The sequence below is a fragment of the Micromonospora sp. NPDC006766 genome (assembly GCF_040636055.1).
In the GTDB taxonomy this organism is placed as follows: domain Bacteria; phylum Actinomycetota; class Actinomycetes; order Mycobacteriales; family Micromonosporaceae; genus Micromonospora.
Map to the genome: position 1 here is coordinate 18,710 of NZ_JBEYIX010000006.1, position 16,224 is coordinate 34,933.

The 16,224-nt window shown below is 71.7% G+C and carries 13 protein-coding genes; 9 read left to right on the plus strand and 4 right to left on the minus strand.

The window, feature by feature from the left end; translation table 11 throughout:
* Positions 1 to 24: 24 nt before the first annotated feature.
* Positions 25 to 3,213 (plus strand): S8 family serine peptidase, encoded by a 3,189-nt coding sequence (locus ABZ671_RS09390; RefSeq protein ID WP_357853906.1) that lies wholly within the window; start codon positions 25 to 27, stop codon positions 3,211 to 3,213.
* 90 nt (positions 3,214 to 3,303) lie between these two features.
* Here the strand turns inward: ABZ671_RS09390 and galK are convergent, their stop codons facing one another.
* Complete coding sequence (gene galK, locus ABZ671_RS09395) at positions 3,304 to 4,476, minus strand: galactokinase (RefSeq protein WP_357853909.1); 1,173 nt, start codon at positions 4,474 to 4,476, stop codon at positions 3,304 to 3,306.
* Positions 4,473 to 5,456 (minus strand): UDP-glucose 4-epimerase GalE, encoded by a 984-nt coding sequence (gene galE, locus ABZ671_RS09400; protein ID WP_357853911.1) that lies wholly within the window; start codon positions 5,454 to 5,456, stop codon positions 4,473 to 4,475. The genes galK and galE overlap by 4 nt, the downstream gene beginning before the upstream one ends.
* Positions 5,457 to 5,539: 83 nt before the next feature.
* Between galE and ABZ671_RS09405 the strand changes: the two genes are divergently transcribed.
* The 6 genes from ABZ671_RS09405 (at position 5,540) to ABZ671_RS09430 (ending at position 10,082) form a co-directional block, all read left to right on the plus strand.
* Positions 5,540 to 6,577: a hemolysin family protein gene (locus ABZ671_RS09405; RefSeq protein ID WP_357853914.1), complete on the plus strand. Its 1,038-nt coding sequence runs from the start codon at positions 5,540 to 5,542 to the stop codon at positions 6,575 to 6,577.
* Between the two features lie 33 nt (positions 6,578 to 6,610).
* Positions 6,611 to 7,636, plus strand: a complete 1,026-nt coding sequence (gene trpS / locus ABZ671_RS09410) for a tryptophan--tRNA ligase (RefSeq protein WP_357853917.1) — start codon at positions 6,611 to 6,613, stop codon at positions 7,634 to 7,636.
* A 42-nt stretch (positions 7,637 to 7,678) separates the two neighbouring features.
* Positions 7,679 to 8,224: a 2'-5' RNA ligase family protein gene (locus tag ABZ671_RS09415; protein WP_357853920.1), complete on the plus strand. Its 546-nt coding sequence runs from the start codon at positions 7,679 to 7,681 to the stop codon at positions 8,222 to 8,224.
* A complete protein-coding gene (locus ABZ671_RS09420) occupies positions 8,221 to 9,159 on the plus strand; it encodes a YhjD/YihY/BrkB family envelope integrity protein (RefSeq protein WP_357853923.1) in 939 nt (312 codons plus the stop codon). Before ABZ671_RS09415 ends, ABZ671_RS09420 begins: the two co-directional genes overlap by 4 nt.
* Entirely contained in the window at positions 9,156 to 9,530 is a 375-nt protein-coding gene (locus ABZ671_RS09425; RefSeq protein ID WP_357853926.1) for a GntR family transcriptional regulator, read from the plus strand. Before ABZ671_RS09420 ends, ABZ671_RS09425 begins: the two co-directional genes overlap by 4 nt.
* A gap of 114 nt (positions 9,531 to 9,644) precedes the next feature.
* Positions 9,645 to 10,082, plus strand: coding sequence for a hypothetical protein (locus tag ABZ671_RS09430; RefSeq protein ID WP_357853928.1), 438 nt, complete (start codon positions 9,645 to 9,647; stop codon positions 10,080 to 10,082).
* A gap of 151 nt (positions 10,083 to 10,233) precedes the next feature.
* Here the strand turns inward: ABZ671_RS09430 and ABZ671_RS09435 are convergent, their stop codons facing one another.
* Together ABZ671_RS09435 and ABZ671_RS09440 are read right to left on the minus strand one after the other, a co-directional pair.
* A complete protein-coding gene (locus ABZ671_RS09435) occupies positions 10,234 to 11,868 on the minus strand; it encodes a glycoside hydrolase family 13 protein (RefSeq protein WP_357853931.1) in 1,635 nt (544 codons plus the stop codon).
* 138 nt (positions 11,869 to 12,006) lie between these two features.
* A complete protein-coding gene (locus ABZ671_RS09440) occupies positions 12,007 to 13,080 on the minus strand; it encodes a LacI family DNA-binding transcriptional regulator (protein ID WP_357853934.1) in 1,074 nt (357 codons plus the stop codon).
* Between the two features lie 198 nt (positions 13,081 to 13,278).
* On the opposite strand from ABZ671_RS09440, the gene ABZ671_RS09445 reads away from it, so the two are divergent.
* Both ABZ671_RS09445 and ABZ671_RS09450 read left to right on the plus strand, forming a co-directional pair.
* Positions 13,279 to 14,529 carry a maltose ABC transporter substrate-binding protein gene (locus tag ABZ671_RS09445; protein WP_357853937.1) on the plus strand — a complete coding sequence of 417 codons (1,251 nt, stop codon included), beginning with the start codon at positions 13,279 to 13,281 and terminating at the stop codon, positions 14,527 to 14,529.
* Complete coding sequence (locus ABZ671_RS09450; protein WP_357853940.1) at positions 14,529 to 16,169, plus strand: ABC transporter permease subunit; 1,641 nt, start codon at positions 14,529 to 14,531, stop codon at positions 16,167 to 16,169. The genes ABZ671_RS09445 and ABZ671_RS09450 overlap by 1 nt, the downstream gene beginning before the upstream one ends.
* Positions 16,170 to 16,224 lie beyond the last annotated feature (55 nt).

Below are 16,224 nucleotides of genomic sequence, written 5' to 3' on the forward strand. Positions count from 1 at the left end.
ACTGGCCGGGGGAATCGTCGTCGGTTGCTGACGGGCGCGCCCGGTCCTGCGGTTGCCAGGCCGGCGGCCGCGCCGCAGGCGGTCAAGCCGGCGGCCGTCACCGGCGAAGCCCGGACGGTGTCGCTGATCACCGGTGACCGGGTGACGGTGTTCGGCGACGGCCGCTTCGGCATCGCGCCGCGTAAGGGCGTTACGTTCCACAGTTACCGGGCCGGGAAGCATCAGTATGTGATCCCGTCGGATGCGGTGCCGTTGCTGCGGGCGGACCGGCTCGATCAGCGGCTGTTCGACGTGACCGAGTTGCTGGCGGTGCAGGCCGTGCGTCCGTCGTCGATGCCGCTGGTCGTCTCCGGCGCCACCGCCGCGCCGGGTCTGACCGTGGCGCGGCGGCTGCCCGCGGTGCGGGGCTTCGCCGCCGAGACGCCCACTCAGTCGCTGGCCGCCCGCTGGCCGGCGACTCGCAGCAAGCTGAGCGCGGGCAAGATCTGGCTCGACGCGGTACGTGAGCCGGCGCTGGACCAGAGCGTGCCGCTGATCGGCGCGCCCACGGCCTGGTCGGCCGGTTTCGACGGCACGGGCGTGCGGGTCGCAGTGCTCGATACGGGCGTCGATGCCACGCACCCCGACCTGGTTGGGAAGGTTTCGGCGCGGCGGAACTTCACCGAGGGTGAGGAGGACGACCGTGACCTGGTCGGCCACGGCACCCACGTCGCGTCGACCATCGCGGGCAGCGGCGCCGGTTCCGGCGGGAAGTACAAGGGTGTCGCGCCGGGCGCGTCGCTGCTCGACGGGAAGGTCTGCGTCCAGCGCGGCTGTGCGGAGTCGTGGATCCTGGCGGGTATGCAGTGGGCCGCCGAGTCCGGGGCGAACGTGGTCAACCTGAGCCTCGGCGGGCCGAACGGCCCCGAGGTCGACCCGCTCGAGGAGGCGGTCAACAGCCTGACCGCGCAGCACGGCACGTTGTTCGTCATCGCGGCGGGCAACGACGGGGACGACGAGAGCGTGAGTTCCCCGGCGACGGCGGAGGCGGCGCTGGCGGTTGCGGCGTTCACGAAGTCCGATGAGCTTGCCGACTTTTCCAGCCGAGGCCCCAGCGCTGACGGCTGGGCGGTGAAGCCGGAGATCGCCGCGCCGGGCGTCGATATCGTGGCGGCGCGTAGCAAGGACGGGTTCCTGGGTGCGCCAGGTCAGCTGTACATGCCGTTGAATGGCACGTCGATGGCGACTCCGCATGTGGCGGGCGCGGCGGCGTTGCTGCGTCAGGCGCACCCGGGGTGGGCTGCGGGGCAGTTGAAGGCGTCGCTGATGGCCTCGGCGAAGCCGGCCAGCGGGGTCGGGGTGTTCGCGCAGGGTGCGGGTCGGGTGGACGTGGCCCGGGCGATCAGCCAGCAGGTCACGACGACGCCGACGTCGGTGACGTTCGGGTTGCAGGAGTGGCCGCACGACAACGACGAGGTGCGCAGCAGCACTGTCACCTACCACAACGGTGGCAGCGCTCCGGTGACCCTGAGCCTCGGGCTGACCACGGACGCGCCGGCTGGGATTTTCTCGCTCAACGCTGACACGGTGACCGTGCCGGCGGGCGGGCAGGCCTCGGTGACGCTGACCGCCGACACCCGCCAGGGCGGTGACGTGACCGGCGGCCTCGGCGGCCAGGTCACCGCGACCGCGGCGGGCGTCTCGGTGCAGATCCCCTTCGGCGTGGTACGCGAGGAGCTCAAGTACCCGGTGAAGGTCACCGCGACCGAACGCGGCGGCGCCCCGGCCGACAACGCGATGACGGTGCTGCTGCGCAAGGACCTGAGCTGGAGTGACGTGGTCTTCGGAGCGAGCAACGATCTGCGCCTGTCTCCAGGTGAGTACTTCGCGTTCAGCTGGGTCGACGAGGAGGACGGGGGCCGCCTCAGCACCTCGCAGCTGATGTATCCGCAACTGACCGTCAGCGGGCCGACGACGGTGTCGATGGACGCCCGCGGCGCGAAGGGCTTCGACGTCACCGTGCCGGACACGAACGCGGTGACGATGCTGGCGGCGTTCAACGCGACCTACACCGTGGGCGCGGATTCCAGCCTCTACATTGGAGTCAGCAAGGACGACTTCGCCTCGATCTTCAGCAAGCTGATCGGGCCCAAGCCGGCGAAGGGCCTGAGCTCGCAGGTCAGCGGCACACTGGTCACGGCGGATGAGCAGGGCGGCCGGTCCGGCACCCCGCACGTCTACAACGTGGGCTGGCACAGCGAGAACGACCTGCTCAGCGGGCTGGTCAAACACCTGAAGCCGAAGGACTTCGCCACGGTGCGGTCCTCGCACGCGGTGGCGGTGCCGGGCAGCGCCGGCGTGAAGCTGTTCGCCTTCGCACCACCGGGCGGCGACAGCGGCTGGGCCTTCGCCTGGGAGACTCCGCTTCCGTCCACCCACACCGAGTTCTACGCGAGTGACGCGCCATGGCAGAACCTGTTGGCCGTGGAGGGGCCGGCCGAGGGCGACGAGTGGCCGGAGACCTTGTCCGTCCACGCCGCCCTGGCCACCTACCGTGCCGGGCGCACCTACCAGGAGCAGTGGAACAGGGGTGTGTTCGGGCCGAGCGTGGCGCCGTTGTTCTCCGACGACGTGCCGGCGCTGCGTGAGGGCGACCTCATGGAGATCTCGCCCGCGCTGCTCGGCGACAGTCAGGGCCGGGCCGGATTCGGGCAGATCACCTCCGGGCACGGGGCGCTCTACCGCAACGGCAAGCTCATCGCCGAGTCCGATCAGGGTCCGGGCGTGTCCGCCGGGAACGTGGCCCCGGGCGCGGCGACGTTCCGCTTCGACGGCAGCCTGGAACGCGACGCACGCCTGACCACCAAGCTGTCGGTGAGCTGGACGTTCCGCTCGGCGCACACCGACAAGCCCCAGGCGCTGCCGCTGACCGCGGTCAGCTTCGCACCGCCGCTCGACGACCACAACGTCGGCAAGGCCGGCAGGGTGGCCGTCTACCCGGTGACGATCACCCAGACCGAGGGCTCGGCGAAGGTGACCAAGCTGACCGTGCGGGTGTCCTACGACGATGGGAAAACCTGGAAGAACGTGCCGGTGCTGCACCACGGCGGGTCGTGGCAGGTGCAGGTGACCCACCCGAAGGCGGCCGGTTTCGTGTCGCTCAAGGCCTCGGGCACGGACGCGAAGGGCAACACCTTCGACCAGACCGTCATCCGGGCGTACGAGCTGCGCTGATCATGGGATGAGGGGCCCCGGCGACCGTGCCGGGGCCCCGGCTCCACGGAGCACGGCCCGCACCCGCGTCGGCCGTCCGGGTAGGGCCGGTCAGTCGACGCGGGTGACGCCGCCGGCCGGGACGACGGTGACGGCACCGGGGGCGGCGAAGCCGCGCTCGGCGTACGCGCCGGCCACGGCGGCCGCCACGGCGTCGGCGGCGGACGCCTCGACCAGGGCGAGCACGCAGCCGCCGAAGCCACCGCCGGTCATCCGGGCACCGTACGCCCCAGCGGCGATAGCCGCCTCGACCGCGATGTCGACCTCCGGCACGGTGATCTCGAAGTCGTCCCGCATCGAGGCGTGCGAGGCGGTCAGCAGCGGGCCGACGTCGCGTATCCGGCCGGCGCGCAGCAGCGCGACCGTGTCGAGCACCCGCTGGTTCTCGGTGACCACGTGCCGGACCCGGCGGCGGGTCTCGTCGTCGGGCAGTTCCGCCAGTGCCGCGTCGAGATCGGCGACGGCCACGTCGCGCAGGGCGGGCACCCCGAGGGTGCGCGCGGCCCGTTCGCAGGACCGGCGGCGGGCGGCGTACTCCCCATCGGCGTGCCGGTGCGGGGCGCGGCTGTCGATCACCAGCAGGGCCAGCCCGGCGGAGTCCAGGTCGAACGGGATCTGCTCGATCTTCTCACTGCGGCAGTCGAGGAAGAGGGCGTGCCCCGACCGGCCCCGGATCACCGCGGACTGGTCCATGATCCCGGTGGGCGCGCCGACGTAGTCGTTCTCGGCGCGCTGGGCGAGCCGGGGCCACCGCGGGGCGGGCAGGTCCAGCCCGCCCACGTCGACCAGGGCGGCGAGCACCGCCGATTCGAGGGCCGCCGAGGAGGATAGCCCGGCGCCGACCGGCACGTCGGAGGCGACGGCCAGCCGCGCGCCGGGAACGGCGTGCCCGGCGGCGCGCAGCGACCAGACGACCCCGGCCACGTACGCGGCCCAGCCGGTGACCCGGCCGGGCTCGTCGACGTCGGCTGGGCCGAACTCGACCGGGTCGGCGTCCAGCTCCGACCAGACCGTCCAGCGGGCGTCGGTCCGGGGCGTCGCGGCGACCACGGTACGCAGCGGCAGCGCGAAGGGGAGCACGAAACCGTCGTTGTAGTCGGTGTGCTCGCCGATCAGGTTGACCCGGCCGGGAGCCGCCCAGCGGCCTGCCGGCTCACCGCCGTACCGCTGCCGGTAGCCGGCGGTGGCGCGGGCTGCGACGTCGCCCGACGGTGCGGCGGTCACCGCCGCCCCAGCACGTGCTCCCGGTAGAAGGCCCAGGCATCGCCGACCATGTCGTGCAGGGTCGGCTTCTCCGGCACCCAGCCCAGTTCCTCGCGGGCCAGCGCGGACGAGGCGACCAGCTCGGCCGGGTCGCCCTCGCGGCGGGGGGCCACCTCGATCGGCACGGGATGGCCGGTGACCTCGCGGACCACCTCGATCACCTGGCGGTTGGTGAAACCGTTGCCGTTGCCCAGGTTGTAGATCCGGTGCCGGCCGGGCGCGGCGGCGTCGAGCGCCAGCAGGTGCGCGCGGGCCAGGTCCGCGACGTGGATGTAGTCGCGGATGCAGGTGCCGTCGACGGTGGGGTAGTCGTCGCCGAAGAGTTGCAGCTTCTCGCGCCGCCCGCCGGCCACGTCGAGGGCGAGCGGGATGAGGTGGGTCTCCGGGTCGTGCCGTTCGCCGAGGGCCCGCCCGTCGTGCAGGTACGCCCCGGCGACGTTGAAGTAGCGCAGCGAGACGGCGGCCAGGTCGTGCGCGATCGCCTCGGAGGTGAGCGCCATGTCGACGGCCAGCTTGGTCGCCCCGTACGTGTTGGTGGGGGCCTTGACGGCGGTCTCCGGGATGGGCAGTTCCGTGGGGTTGCCGTAGACGGCGGCGGTGGAGGAGAAGACCAGCCGGGGCACCCGGGCGGCGCGTACCGCGTCGATCAGGGCGAGCGAGCCGACGGTGTTGTTCTGCCAGTAGAGCTCCGGCCGGAGCATCGACTCGCCGGCGGCGATGAGCGCGGCGAAGTGCAGCACGCCGTCGAAGCCGGCGTCGGGGGTGAGCACCCGGGCGGCCTCGTGCACCGGCAGGTCGATGTGGGTCGCCTCGGGTGCGAGGGCCTCCCGGTGGCCGGTGCGCAGGTCGTCCAGGACGGTCACGTCGTGGCCGTGGTCCAGCAGCATCCGAGCCACCACGCTGCCGACGTATCCGGCGCCGCCGGTGACGAGCAGTTTCACCTAGATCCTCCTGCCTGGCCGCGCCCCGGCGACCGTCCACGATCACCCTACGGCCGTCGCGTCCGCTGTCTACCATGCTCTCTATGCGGGAGGCAGGCGGCCGCGGGCTCCGGCGACGATCGCCGGGGCGGCCGCGACGCGAACCGGGTCCGGTCGCCCGGACCGTCGCCCGGCTCCTGGTCCGCACCGCCGACGGCGCCACCCGCCTGGTCACCGATCTGCTCGGGGCCAGCCCGACGGCCGGCCGGGAGCGGATCAGCGAAGCCGATCTGCGCGACCTGGTCGCCGCGAACACGGTGCTCGACCCCGACGAGCGGCGGATCATCGACGAGGTGCTGGTGGCCGGGGCGCGCATGGTACGCGAGGTGATGGTGCCGCGTACCGAGGTGGTGTTCCTCTCCGTCGGGCTCACCGTCGCCGAGGCGGAGCGGCTGGTTCGGGCCGAGCCGCACACCCGTTATCCGGTGGTCGACGGCACCCACGACGACGTGGTCGGCTTCGTGCACCTGCGGGACGTGCTGCTGCGGCCCGAGCACGGCAGCGGCGCCGGCATCGGCATCGGCATCGGTGAGCTGACCCGCGAGGTGAAGCGACTGCCCGGCAGCAAGCGGGTGTTGGCCGCGCTCACCGAGATGCGCCGGGAGGGGCACCACCTGGCCGTGGTGGTGGACGAGTACGGCGGCACGGCCGGCATCGTCACCTGCGAGGACCTGATCGAGGAGTTGGTCGGCGAGATCCACGACGAGGACGACGGGCCGTCCGAACCGGCGGTCGCCGGTCTGCCCGCCGTCGTCGACGGCCGGCTCAACCTGGCCGACTTCGTCGAACGCACCGGGGTGCCGCTGCCCGCCGGGCCGTACGAGACGGTTGGCGGCTTCGTGATGGCCGCCCTGGGCCGGCTCCCGGTCGCCGGGGACGAGGTGCCCGTGGTTCCCGCCCTGGATGGCCCAGGCGGACCCGACCCGGACGACCCGCCGGGCGGTTGGCTGTTGCGGGTGCTCGGGCTGGAGGGGCGGCGGGTGTCCCGGCTGGCGGTCTCCGCCGCGCGCCTGCCGGAGCAGCGACGCGAGGTCACGGCCCGGGTGACGCCCGCCCAGAGCCGATCCGCCGGCCCGTCATGACGCGTCCCGGGTGGTGCTGACAGAATTGCCGGCATGTCCGACGTACCCGCCCGCCCCCGCGTCTTCTCCGGCATCCAGCCGACGGCCGACTCGTTCCACCTTGGCAACTATCTGGGCGCGGTACGGCACTGGGTGGCCCTGCAGGAGAGCCACGACGCCTTCTACTGCGTGGTCGATCTGCACGCGATCACCGCCGGCCATGACCCGAAGGTGCTCAAGCAGCGTTCCCGGGTCGCCGCCGCGCAGCTCCTGGCCGTCGGCATCGACCCGGACCGCAGCACCCTCTTCGTCCAGTCCCAGGTTGCCGAGCACTCTCAGCTGGCCTGGGTGCTCGGCTGCATCACCGGTTTCGGCGAGGCCAGCCGGATGACCCAGTTCAAGGACAAGGCGCAGAAGCAGGGCAGCGAGCGGGCCAGCGTCGGCCTTTTCACCTACCCGGTCCTCATGGCCGCCGACATCCTGCTCTATCAGGCCAACGCGGTGCCGGTCGGCGAGGACCAGCGCCAGCACCTGGAGCTTTCCCGCGACCTGGCCCAGCGGTTCAACACGCTGTTCGGGCCGACCTTCACGGTGCCCGCGCCGCACATCGTGAAGGACACCGCGAAGATCACCGACCTGCAGGACCCGACCGCCAAGATGTCGAAGTCGTCCTCCTCGCCGGCCGGCATCATCGACCTGCTGGACGACCCGGCCCGCTCGGCCAAGAAGATCCGCTCCGCGGTCACCGACACCGGCCGCGAGATCGTCTTCGACGCGGTGGGTAAGCCCGGCATCGCCAACCTGCTGAGCATCTACTCCGCGCTCTCCGGCCGTGGCATCGACGACCTGGTCGCCGCCTACGACGGCAGGGGCTACGGCGATCTGAAGAAGGATCTCGGCGAGGTGGTTCGGGAGGCGCTCACCCCGATCCAGGAGCGCACCCGCACCTACCTGGACGATCTGGCCCAGCTTGACAAGCTGCTCGCGCAGGGCGCGGAGAAGGCTCGGGTGGTCGCCGCGGAGACAATGCGCACCACGTACGACCGGATCGGCTTCTTCCCTCCGCTGCAGTCCCAGTAACGGCCCGGGCACGTCGAAAAGGTACGGAGGGTGGCGGGGAGCGTGGACAGCAGGGACGGGGTGCCGGGCACCGGCGACACCATCGAGATCGGGATCGCGGTGGACATCCCCGAGCCGTGGGGCGGGATGCTCACCCGCCGCCGGGTCGAGGCCGGCGATCCGCAGGTCGTTCCGGCGCACGTCACCCTGCTCGGGCCCACCGAGATTCCGGCGCGGGCGCTGCCCACCGTCGAGGAGCACCTGGCTCGGGTGGCCGCCGCGCATCTGCCGTTCACCCTGCACCTGCGGGGCACCGGCACGTTCCGTCCGGTCACCCAGGTCGTCTTCGTGGCCGTGGCGGCCGGGATCAGCGAGTGTGAGCTGCTCGCCGCCGCGATCAACTCGGCCCCCGAGCTGCACCGGGAGGCCCGCTTCCCGTACCACCCGCATGTCACGGTGGCCCAGGACGTCCCGCCCGAGGCGCTCGACAAGGCGTACGACGACCTGGCCGGCTTCTCGGCGCTGTTCGAGGTGGACGCGTTCACGCTCTTCTCGCACAGCGGTGCGACCCGGTGGCAGCCGCGCCGCGACTTTCGGCTGGGCGGTTGAGCCACGTGCTCGGCCGGGTCGGGGCCGCGTTCGGTCGCCGGATCGACGCGGCGCGCGATCGGCTGCCGGCCTTCGACCACCTGTTCCGGGCCGGGACGCTCTACGCCGACGTGCTCGCCGGCCGGCTCGCCGCGGCGATCGCCTACTACGGCTTCTTCGCGGTCTTCGCGCTCGCCCTGGTCGGGTACGCGGTTTTCGGCGCGATCCTGAAGGACAGCGACGAGGTCAGCCGGGCGGCGGCCAACTTCCTCGGCAAGAACCTGCCCTTCCTCGATCCGCAGCAGATCGCGCAGAGCAGCAAGACCGTCGGGGTGGTCGGCCTGGTCATCCTGGTCTTCACCGGGATCGGCTGGGTGGAGGCGATCCGCTCTTCGCAGCGGCTGATGTACGGCCTCAACCAGCAGCCCGGCAATCTGGTGGTGCGCCGCCTGGTCGACCTCGGGGTGCTGGTCGCGGTCTTCGTGCTGCTCGGCATCTCGGTCGCCGCCGTCGACGCGCTGGAGTCGGGGCTGCGCTTCCTGCTGCGTAGCACCGGGTCGATCGGCCTGACCACGCTCAGCGCCGTGCTCAGCGTGCTGGTCAACATGGTGCTGGCCGGGGCGCTGCTGGTGGCGGTGCCCCGGCTGCGGATGAGCCGCCGCCGGCTGCGCCCGGTGGTGCTCGTGGTCGCGGTCGGCATCACCCTGCTCAACACGGTCGGGCGCTACTACGTGATGCGCACCGAGCGCAACCCGGCGTACACGGTGGTCACCACCGCGGTGGGGCTGCTGCTCTATCTCTACCTGCTCAACCAGCTGGTGCTGTTCGGGGCGGCGCTGGCCGCGACCAGCCGGTACGGCCGGGTGGTGGACCTGGCCGAGGGCCGCCCGGCCCGGGAGGTGGACGTGGAGGCCGACGAGGTGACCGAACCAGGCACCCCCGGAGGGGCGGGATGACCACGCGGATCCGGATCGACCAGGGCTCGGCGGTGCCCCCGTACGAGCAGGTGCGGGGGCAGCTCGCCAGCATGATCGGGGACGGCCGGCTGCCGGTCGGCACCCGGCTGCCCGCGGTTCGGCAGCTCGCCGCCGAGCTGGGGCTGGCGGTCAACACCGTGGCCCGGGCGTACCGGGAGCTGGAGGGGGCCGGCCTGGTGGAGACCCGGGGCCGGCACGGCACCGTGGTGGCGCCGGGCCGCGACGACGCGACCGACCGCCTGCACCGCGCCGCGACCGAGTACGCCGTGCAGGCCCGGCGGCTTGGCGTCCCCTCGGACCGCGCCCTCGCCCTGGTCCGTGCCGCCCTCGACACCGCCAGACAGGACTGAGCGAAGGCGGGGCAAGCGGCCCCGGCTGAACGAGTAGCGGCCCCTCAGCTCGGATCGGTGTCAGTTGCGGCGAATGCCGCCCGCATTCCCGGCGGGAGCGACCATGATTGGCGCGTGGGGGCGCTCGTGACACTGGACCTGCCGGACGACTCGCCGATGCTCGGCCTGCCGTGGATCATCACCTTCGGGCCGCTCGGCGACGAGGACGAGTGGGAACCGGTGGTCTGCGGTCCGTACGAGCGGCCGCACGCGCTCGCCCTGGCCGAGGCGGTGGTCGCCGAGGCTCAGTTGATGGCGGTGGTCGAGCCGCTGCTGCCGGCGTTGACGCCGGAGGAGATTCGGGGCGAGATCGCCGCGGCGCAGCTCGCCGCCGAGGACGAGGCGACCCAGGTCGACCAGGCGGACCTCTACGGCGACTTCGAGGACACCATCGACGAGGAGCTGGAGCTGGCCGCCGAGCGGGAGCCGGTGCCGACGCCCGTGCCGAGCGGGGACGAGGTACGGGCCGGCTTCGCCCGGATCGCCGAGCTGCTCACCGGCAAGGAGGGCTGAGCGGCCGTCCCAGCTTGGACACCGGCGCCTCGGGGAGCAGACTCCCCGAGGCGCCGGCGCCACCTCACCCCCCACCACAAGGGGTCGGTTGCCCAGCCGCCCGTCGGCGCGGAGCACAACGGACGACCAGGTCAATGGCGGGTTACCCGGCTCAGCGCCGTTCGAACCACGCAGCTGCGTCCACCGGGAGGACGTGCCCGTCGCCCTGCTCGGTGAGGTCGGTGCTGGCGACGATCGGCAGGCCGTAGCCGGTGATCGTGACCGCGGCGCCGCTGAGGTTGACCACACAGGTGAACTCGACGCCCCCGCCGGTGCGGCGGAACGCGAGCACTCCGGGCTCGGCCTCCAGCCAGGCGATGCCGTCGAGGCCGGCCAGCGCCGGGTGCTCGCGCCGGGTCCGCAGGGCGGTCCGGTAGAGCTCCAGGGTCGAGCCGGGCACGCCGGTCTGGGCGGCCACCGAGAGGGTGTGCCAGGTGGCCGGGGCCGGCAGCCAGCTCAGCTCGCTGCCGGCTGGCCCGAAGCCGTACGGGGCCAGCTCGCCGTTCCACGGGATCGGCACCCGGCAGCCGTCCCGGCTCTCGCCGGTGCGCAGGAACGCCGGGTCCTGGCGCAGCTCGTCGGGCAGGTCCAGCACCTCCGGCAGGCCCAGCTCCTCGCCCTGGTAGATGTACGCGCAGCCGGGCAGCGAGAGCATCAGCAGGGCGGCGGCCCGGGCGCGGCGCAGGCCGACCTCACCGTCGCCGTACCGGGTGACATGCCGCTGTCGGTCGTGGTTGGAGAGCACCCAGGTGGTCGGGGCGCCGACGATTGTCGATTCGGCGAGCGCAGTGTCGATCACCTTGCGGAACGAGTCGGCCGACCAGGTGGCGTCGAGGAAGTCGAAGCTGAACGCCTGGTGCAGCTCGTCCGGGCCGACGTAGCGGGCGAGCCGCTGCGGGGTCTCCGCCCACGCCTCGGCCACCGCCATCCGCCCGCCGGGGTAGCTGTCCAGGATCGGCCGCCAGGCCCGGTAGATGTCGTGCACCTCGTCCTGGTCGAAGTACGGCAGCCGGCCCTTGCCCAGCAGCTCGGACTGGCGCTGGCCGGTGGTCATCGAGTTGAAGCCGACGTCCGGCAGCCCCTCGGCCTTGATCATTCCGTGCGCCACGTCGATTCGGAAGCCGTCCACGCCCCGGTCGAGCCAGAACCGCAGGATGTCCTCGAACTCCGCGCGTACCTCCGGGTGGCGCCAGTTCAGGTCGGGCTGGGCCGGGTCGAACAGGTGCAGGTACCACTGGCCGTCGGCGACCCGGGTCCAGGCGGGGCCGCCGAAGATGCTCTCCCAGTCGTTCGGCGGCAGCTCGCCGGTCTCGCCCTTGCCGTCGGCGAACAGGTACCGCTCGCGTTCGCGGGAGCCGGGACCGGCGGCGAGCGCCGCCTCGAACCAGGGGTGCCGGCTGGAGGTGTGGTTGGGCACCAGGTCGACGATGATGCGCAGGCCCAGGGCGTGCGCATCGGTGATCATGGCGTCGAAGTCGGCGAGGTCGCCGAAGAGCGGGTCGACGTTGCGGTAGTCGGCCACGTCATAGCCGGCGTCGATCTGGGGCGAGGTGTAGAAGGGGGTCAGCCAGAGGGCGTCCACGCCGAGGTCGCGCAGGTGGGGCAGGCGCTCCCGGATGCCCTGGAGGTCACCGATGCCGTCGCCGTTGGCGTCGGCGAAGCTGCGGACGTACACCTGGTAGACGACCGCGGATCGCCACCAGTCGTTGTCGGAGATCAGCGGCGTGGGATGGGTGGCGGCGGTCATGGTTGACGGACCCCGTTCTCTGGCGCGGTACGACGGCAAGCCCCTCGTCGGCGTGGCTGACGGGTAAGGGGCATCTGAGTAGGATGCCGCCGGAGTGCTGCAAGAGTCAAGCAAATCTTGCGCAAGAACTGCTGTGACTTAGGCCGGGACGACGAGCGAGGAGGGGGCCGGGCGTTGCGGCTTGGCGCCGGCGCCGGCCTGGCGGACCACCGCGGTGGAGCCGCGAACCACCAACTCCGGCCGGAACAGATACTCGGAGTGCGGGGAGGGATGGCCGTTGATCTCGTCGACCAGAGCCCGTACCGCGGCCACCGCCATGGCGGCGACCGGCTGGCGCACGGTGGTCAGCGGCGGGTCGGTGAAGGCCATCAGCGAGGAGTCGTCGTACCCGACCACGGAGATGTCGCCGGGGACCGACAGGTCGCGCTGGCGGGCGGCCCGGATCGCGCCGAGCGCCATCAGGTCGGAGCCGCAGACCAGGCCGGTCACCCCGCGCTCGATCAGCCGGCCGGCGGCCGCCTCGCCCCCCTCGACACCGAAGAGGGAGAGCTCGGTCAGCTCGGCCAGCTCGTGGTCGGACACGTCGGTGAGGCGCTGCATCGTCGAGGTGTAGCCACCGACCCTGCGCTGCACCGGCACGAACCGGTCCGGGCCGGTGATCAGGCCGATCCGGCGGTGGCCCAGGGCGACCAGGTGGGCCACGGCGAGGTCGGCGGCCTCCCGGTCGTCGCAGGAGACGAAGGGCGCCGGGATGTTCGGCGTGTAGCCGTTGATCATGACGATCGGCAGCGGCCGGGCGATGAGCGCCCGGTACCGGTCGTGGTTGGCGGTGGTGTCGGCGTGCAGACCGGAGACGAAGACGATGCCGGAGACCTGCCGGTCCAGCAGCAGCTCGACGTACTCGTCCTCGCGGACCCCGCCCGGGGTCTGGGTGCACAGCACGGGGGTGAAGCCGCTCTGCGCCAGCGAGGACTCGATCACCTGGGCGAAGGCCGGGAAGATCGGGTTCTCCAGCTCCGGCACCACCAGCCCGACCAGCCCGGCACTGCGCTTGCGCAGCCGGGCGGGGCGCTCGTAGCCGAGCACGTCGAGGGCGGTCAGGACGGCCTGCCGGGTCTCGGGAGCCACTCCGGGGCGGTCGTTGAGCACCCGCGACACCGTGGCCTCGCTGACTTCGGCCTGTTGGGCGATGTCGGACAGACGAGCGCGCATGGCGGCACTTTAGCTTACGGGCAAGTTCTTGCGTACACTGTTGCAAGCCCTTCCATTCTCTGAAACGTCTTGCTAACGTCCCCGCAACATGCGAGAGCGGCGGCGCGGCCCACCAGCGCCGGTCAGCAAGAACTTACAGAGGTTTCCACTGGCGGGTCGTCCTTCCCCCGGCGGGCCGCCATGACGACAGGAGTACCGATGCGCATCCGTACCACGGGTGTGGTCGCTGTCCTCGGCCTGGCGCTCGCCGCCTCCGGCTGCGGTAGCAGCGGCAGCGACAAGCCGGCCGCCAAGGAGTCCGGCAAGGCGACCGGCGGCAAGCTGGTCATCTGGGCCGACGACAAGCGGACCGCGGCCCTCAAGCCGTTCGCCGAGGCGTTCGGCCAGGAGAACGGCGTCACCGTCGAGGTCCAGGCCGTCTCCAAGGACCTGCAGACCAACTTCGTCACCGCCTCTCAGCAGGGCAGCGGCCCGGACGTCGTGGTCGGCGCGCACGACTGGATCGGCAACCTGGTGCAGAACGGCGCCATCGACCCGGTGCAGCTCTCGGCCGAGCAGAAGAGCGGGTTCAGCGAGGTCGCCGTGAAGGCGGTCACCTTCAACGGCCAGGTCTACGGCGTGCCGTACGCCACCGAGAACATCGCGCTGATCCGCAACACCGAGCTGGCCCCCGAGGCGCCGAAGACGATCGAGGAGCTGGTCGAGACCGGCAAGAAGCTCCAGGCTGAGAAGAAGGCCAGCGAGATCCTCTGCCTGCAGTCCGGCCAGAACGGCGACGCGTACCACATCTACCCGCTGTACACCTCCGGCGGTGGCTACCTCTTCGGCACCGACGCCAACGGCGACTACGACCCGGCCGACCTGGGCGTGGGCAAGCCGGAGTCGATCGCGGCCTTCCAGAAGATCGCGAAGCTCGGTGAGAAGGGCGACGGCGCGTTGAAGCGCTCCATCACCGGTGAGAACTCCATCGCCACCTTCACCGGCAAGAAGTGCGCCTTCCTGGTCTCCGGCCCGTGGGCCATCGGCGACGCCAAGAAGGCCAACATCTCCTACGACATCTCCCCGGTTCCCGGCTTCGCCGGTGGCGCGGAGGCCCAGCCGTTCGTGGGCGTCCAGGCGTTCTACGTCGCGGCCAAGGGCAAGAACAAGGCCCTGGCCCAGGAGTTCGTCACCAACTACGTGACCAAGCCCGAGCTGGCCGTCGCGCTGTACCACGCCGAGCCGCGCCCGCCGGCGCTGACCGCCGCCTTCGACCAGGTCAAGGGTGAGGACCCGGACCTGGCCAAGTTCGCCGAGGCCGGTAAGAACGGTCACGTGCTCCCGGCGATCCCGGCCATGGCCGCGATCTGGGACCCGTTCGGCAAGGCGGAGGCCGCCATCATCGGTGGCGCCGACCCGGCCAGCACCATGACTGCCGCCGGCAAGACCATCGCCGGCCAGATCAAGTAATGAACACGCCGCTGTCCGGCCCGGGGTCTGCCACGCAGACCCCGGGCCGGGAGCCCGTTCGCCGGGGGCTCCCGCGTACGTCCCGCACCGCGCGGAACCACGCGCCGATCACCGCGACCGGTCTCGTCGTCAAGGTGGTCCTGCTCGGCCTGGTGGCCGGGATCGCTATCTGGGCGGCGTTCCCGCTGATCGAGGCCGCGCACTGGATCGGGCTGGCCATCCTGGCGGCCACCACCGCCGGCCTGTTCTACCTCTACCTCACCCGCCGGCACATCCCGGCCAAGTACCTGGTCCCCGGCACGCTCTTCCTGATTGCCTTCCAGGTCTTCCCGGTGCTCTACACGGCGAGCACCGCGTTCACGAACTTCGGCGACGGCCACCGCGGCAGCAAGGACGACGCGATCGTCGCCATCCAGACCTCCTCGGTGCACCAGGTCCCCGGCTCGCCCGAGTACGCGCTCTCCATCGCCACCACGGGCGACCCGGCCACCGGCCCGCTGGTCTTCCTGCTGGCCGACCCGAAGACCCACGAGGTCTCCGCCGGTGACGCGGGCGGGCTGCGCAAGCTCGACGCCGGCCAGGTCACCGTCAGCCCGACCGGCAAGGTCACCGCCGCCGACGGCTACACGGTGCTGAACTTCGGCCAGGCCAGCGTCCGCAGCCAGGAGATCACCGACCTGATCGTGCCGACCTCCGGCGGCGCCATCCGGTCCACCGGCCTGTCGCGCGCGTACGAGGGCACGGCCGTGCGGGCGTACGACGCGGGCTGTGACTGCATCAAGGACAGCGAGACCGGCAAGACCTGGACCGCCGACGCGGCGAGCGGCTCCTTCGTCGCCGCCGACGGGGAGCGGCTCGCCCAGGGCTGGAAGGTCAACGTCGGGCTGAAGAACTTTAGCCGGGTGCTCACCGACCCGAACATCTCCGGCCCGTTCTTCGGCACGCTGCTCTGGAACTTCGCCTTCGCGATCGGCTCGACCGGGCTGACGTTCCTGCTCGGCATGGGCATCGCGCTCGCCCTGCACTCCCCCCGGATGCGGGGCACCAACCTTTACCGGGTGCTGCTGATCCTGCCGTACGCCATGCCGTCGTTCGCGATGCTGCTGGTCTGGCGGGACATGTTCAACACCGACTTCGGCCTGGTCAACAACCTCTTCGGGCTCGGCGTCGACTGGTTCGGCGGGGCCTGGACGGCCCGCGCCGCAGTGCTGCTGGTGCAGCTGTGGTTGGGCTATCCGTACATGTTCCTGGTGACGACCGGTGCGCTCCAGGCGATCCCCCGGGAGCTGACCGAGGCCACCTCGGTCGACGGCGCCTCGCCGTGGCAGTCGTTCAAGGCGGTCACCCTGCCGTTGCTGCTGGTCGCGCTCTCGCCGCTGCTGATCGCGTCGTTCGCGTACAACTTCAACAACATCAACGCGATCTGGCTGACCACCGAGGGCGGACCGTTCGCGCCGGACAACCCGACCAACGGCGCGACCGACCTGCTCATCACCTACACCTACCGGCTGGCCTTCGGCGCCCAGGGCGCCGAGTACGGCATGGCCGCCGCAGTCTCGATCTTCATCTTCGCGATCGTGGCCACGGTGTCGACGATCAGCTTCCGGCGTACCCGCAAGCAGGAGGAGGTGTACTCGTGAGCAGCCAGATCTCCGGGCGGGCACGGAACCGCTGGTTCGCCCAGGTGGGCTGGCG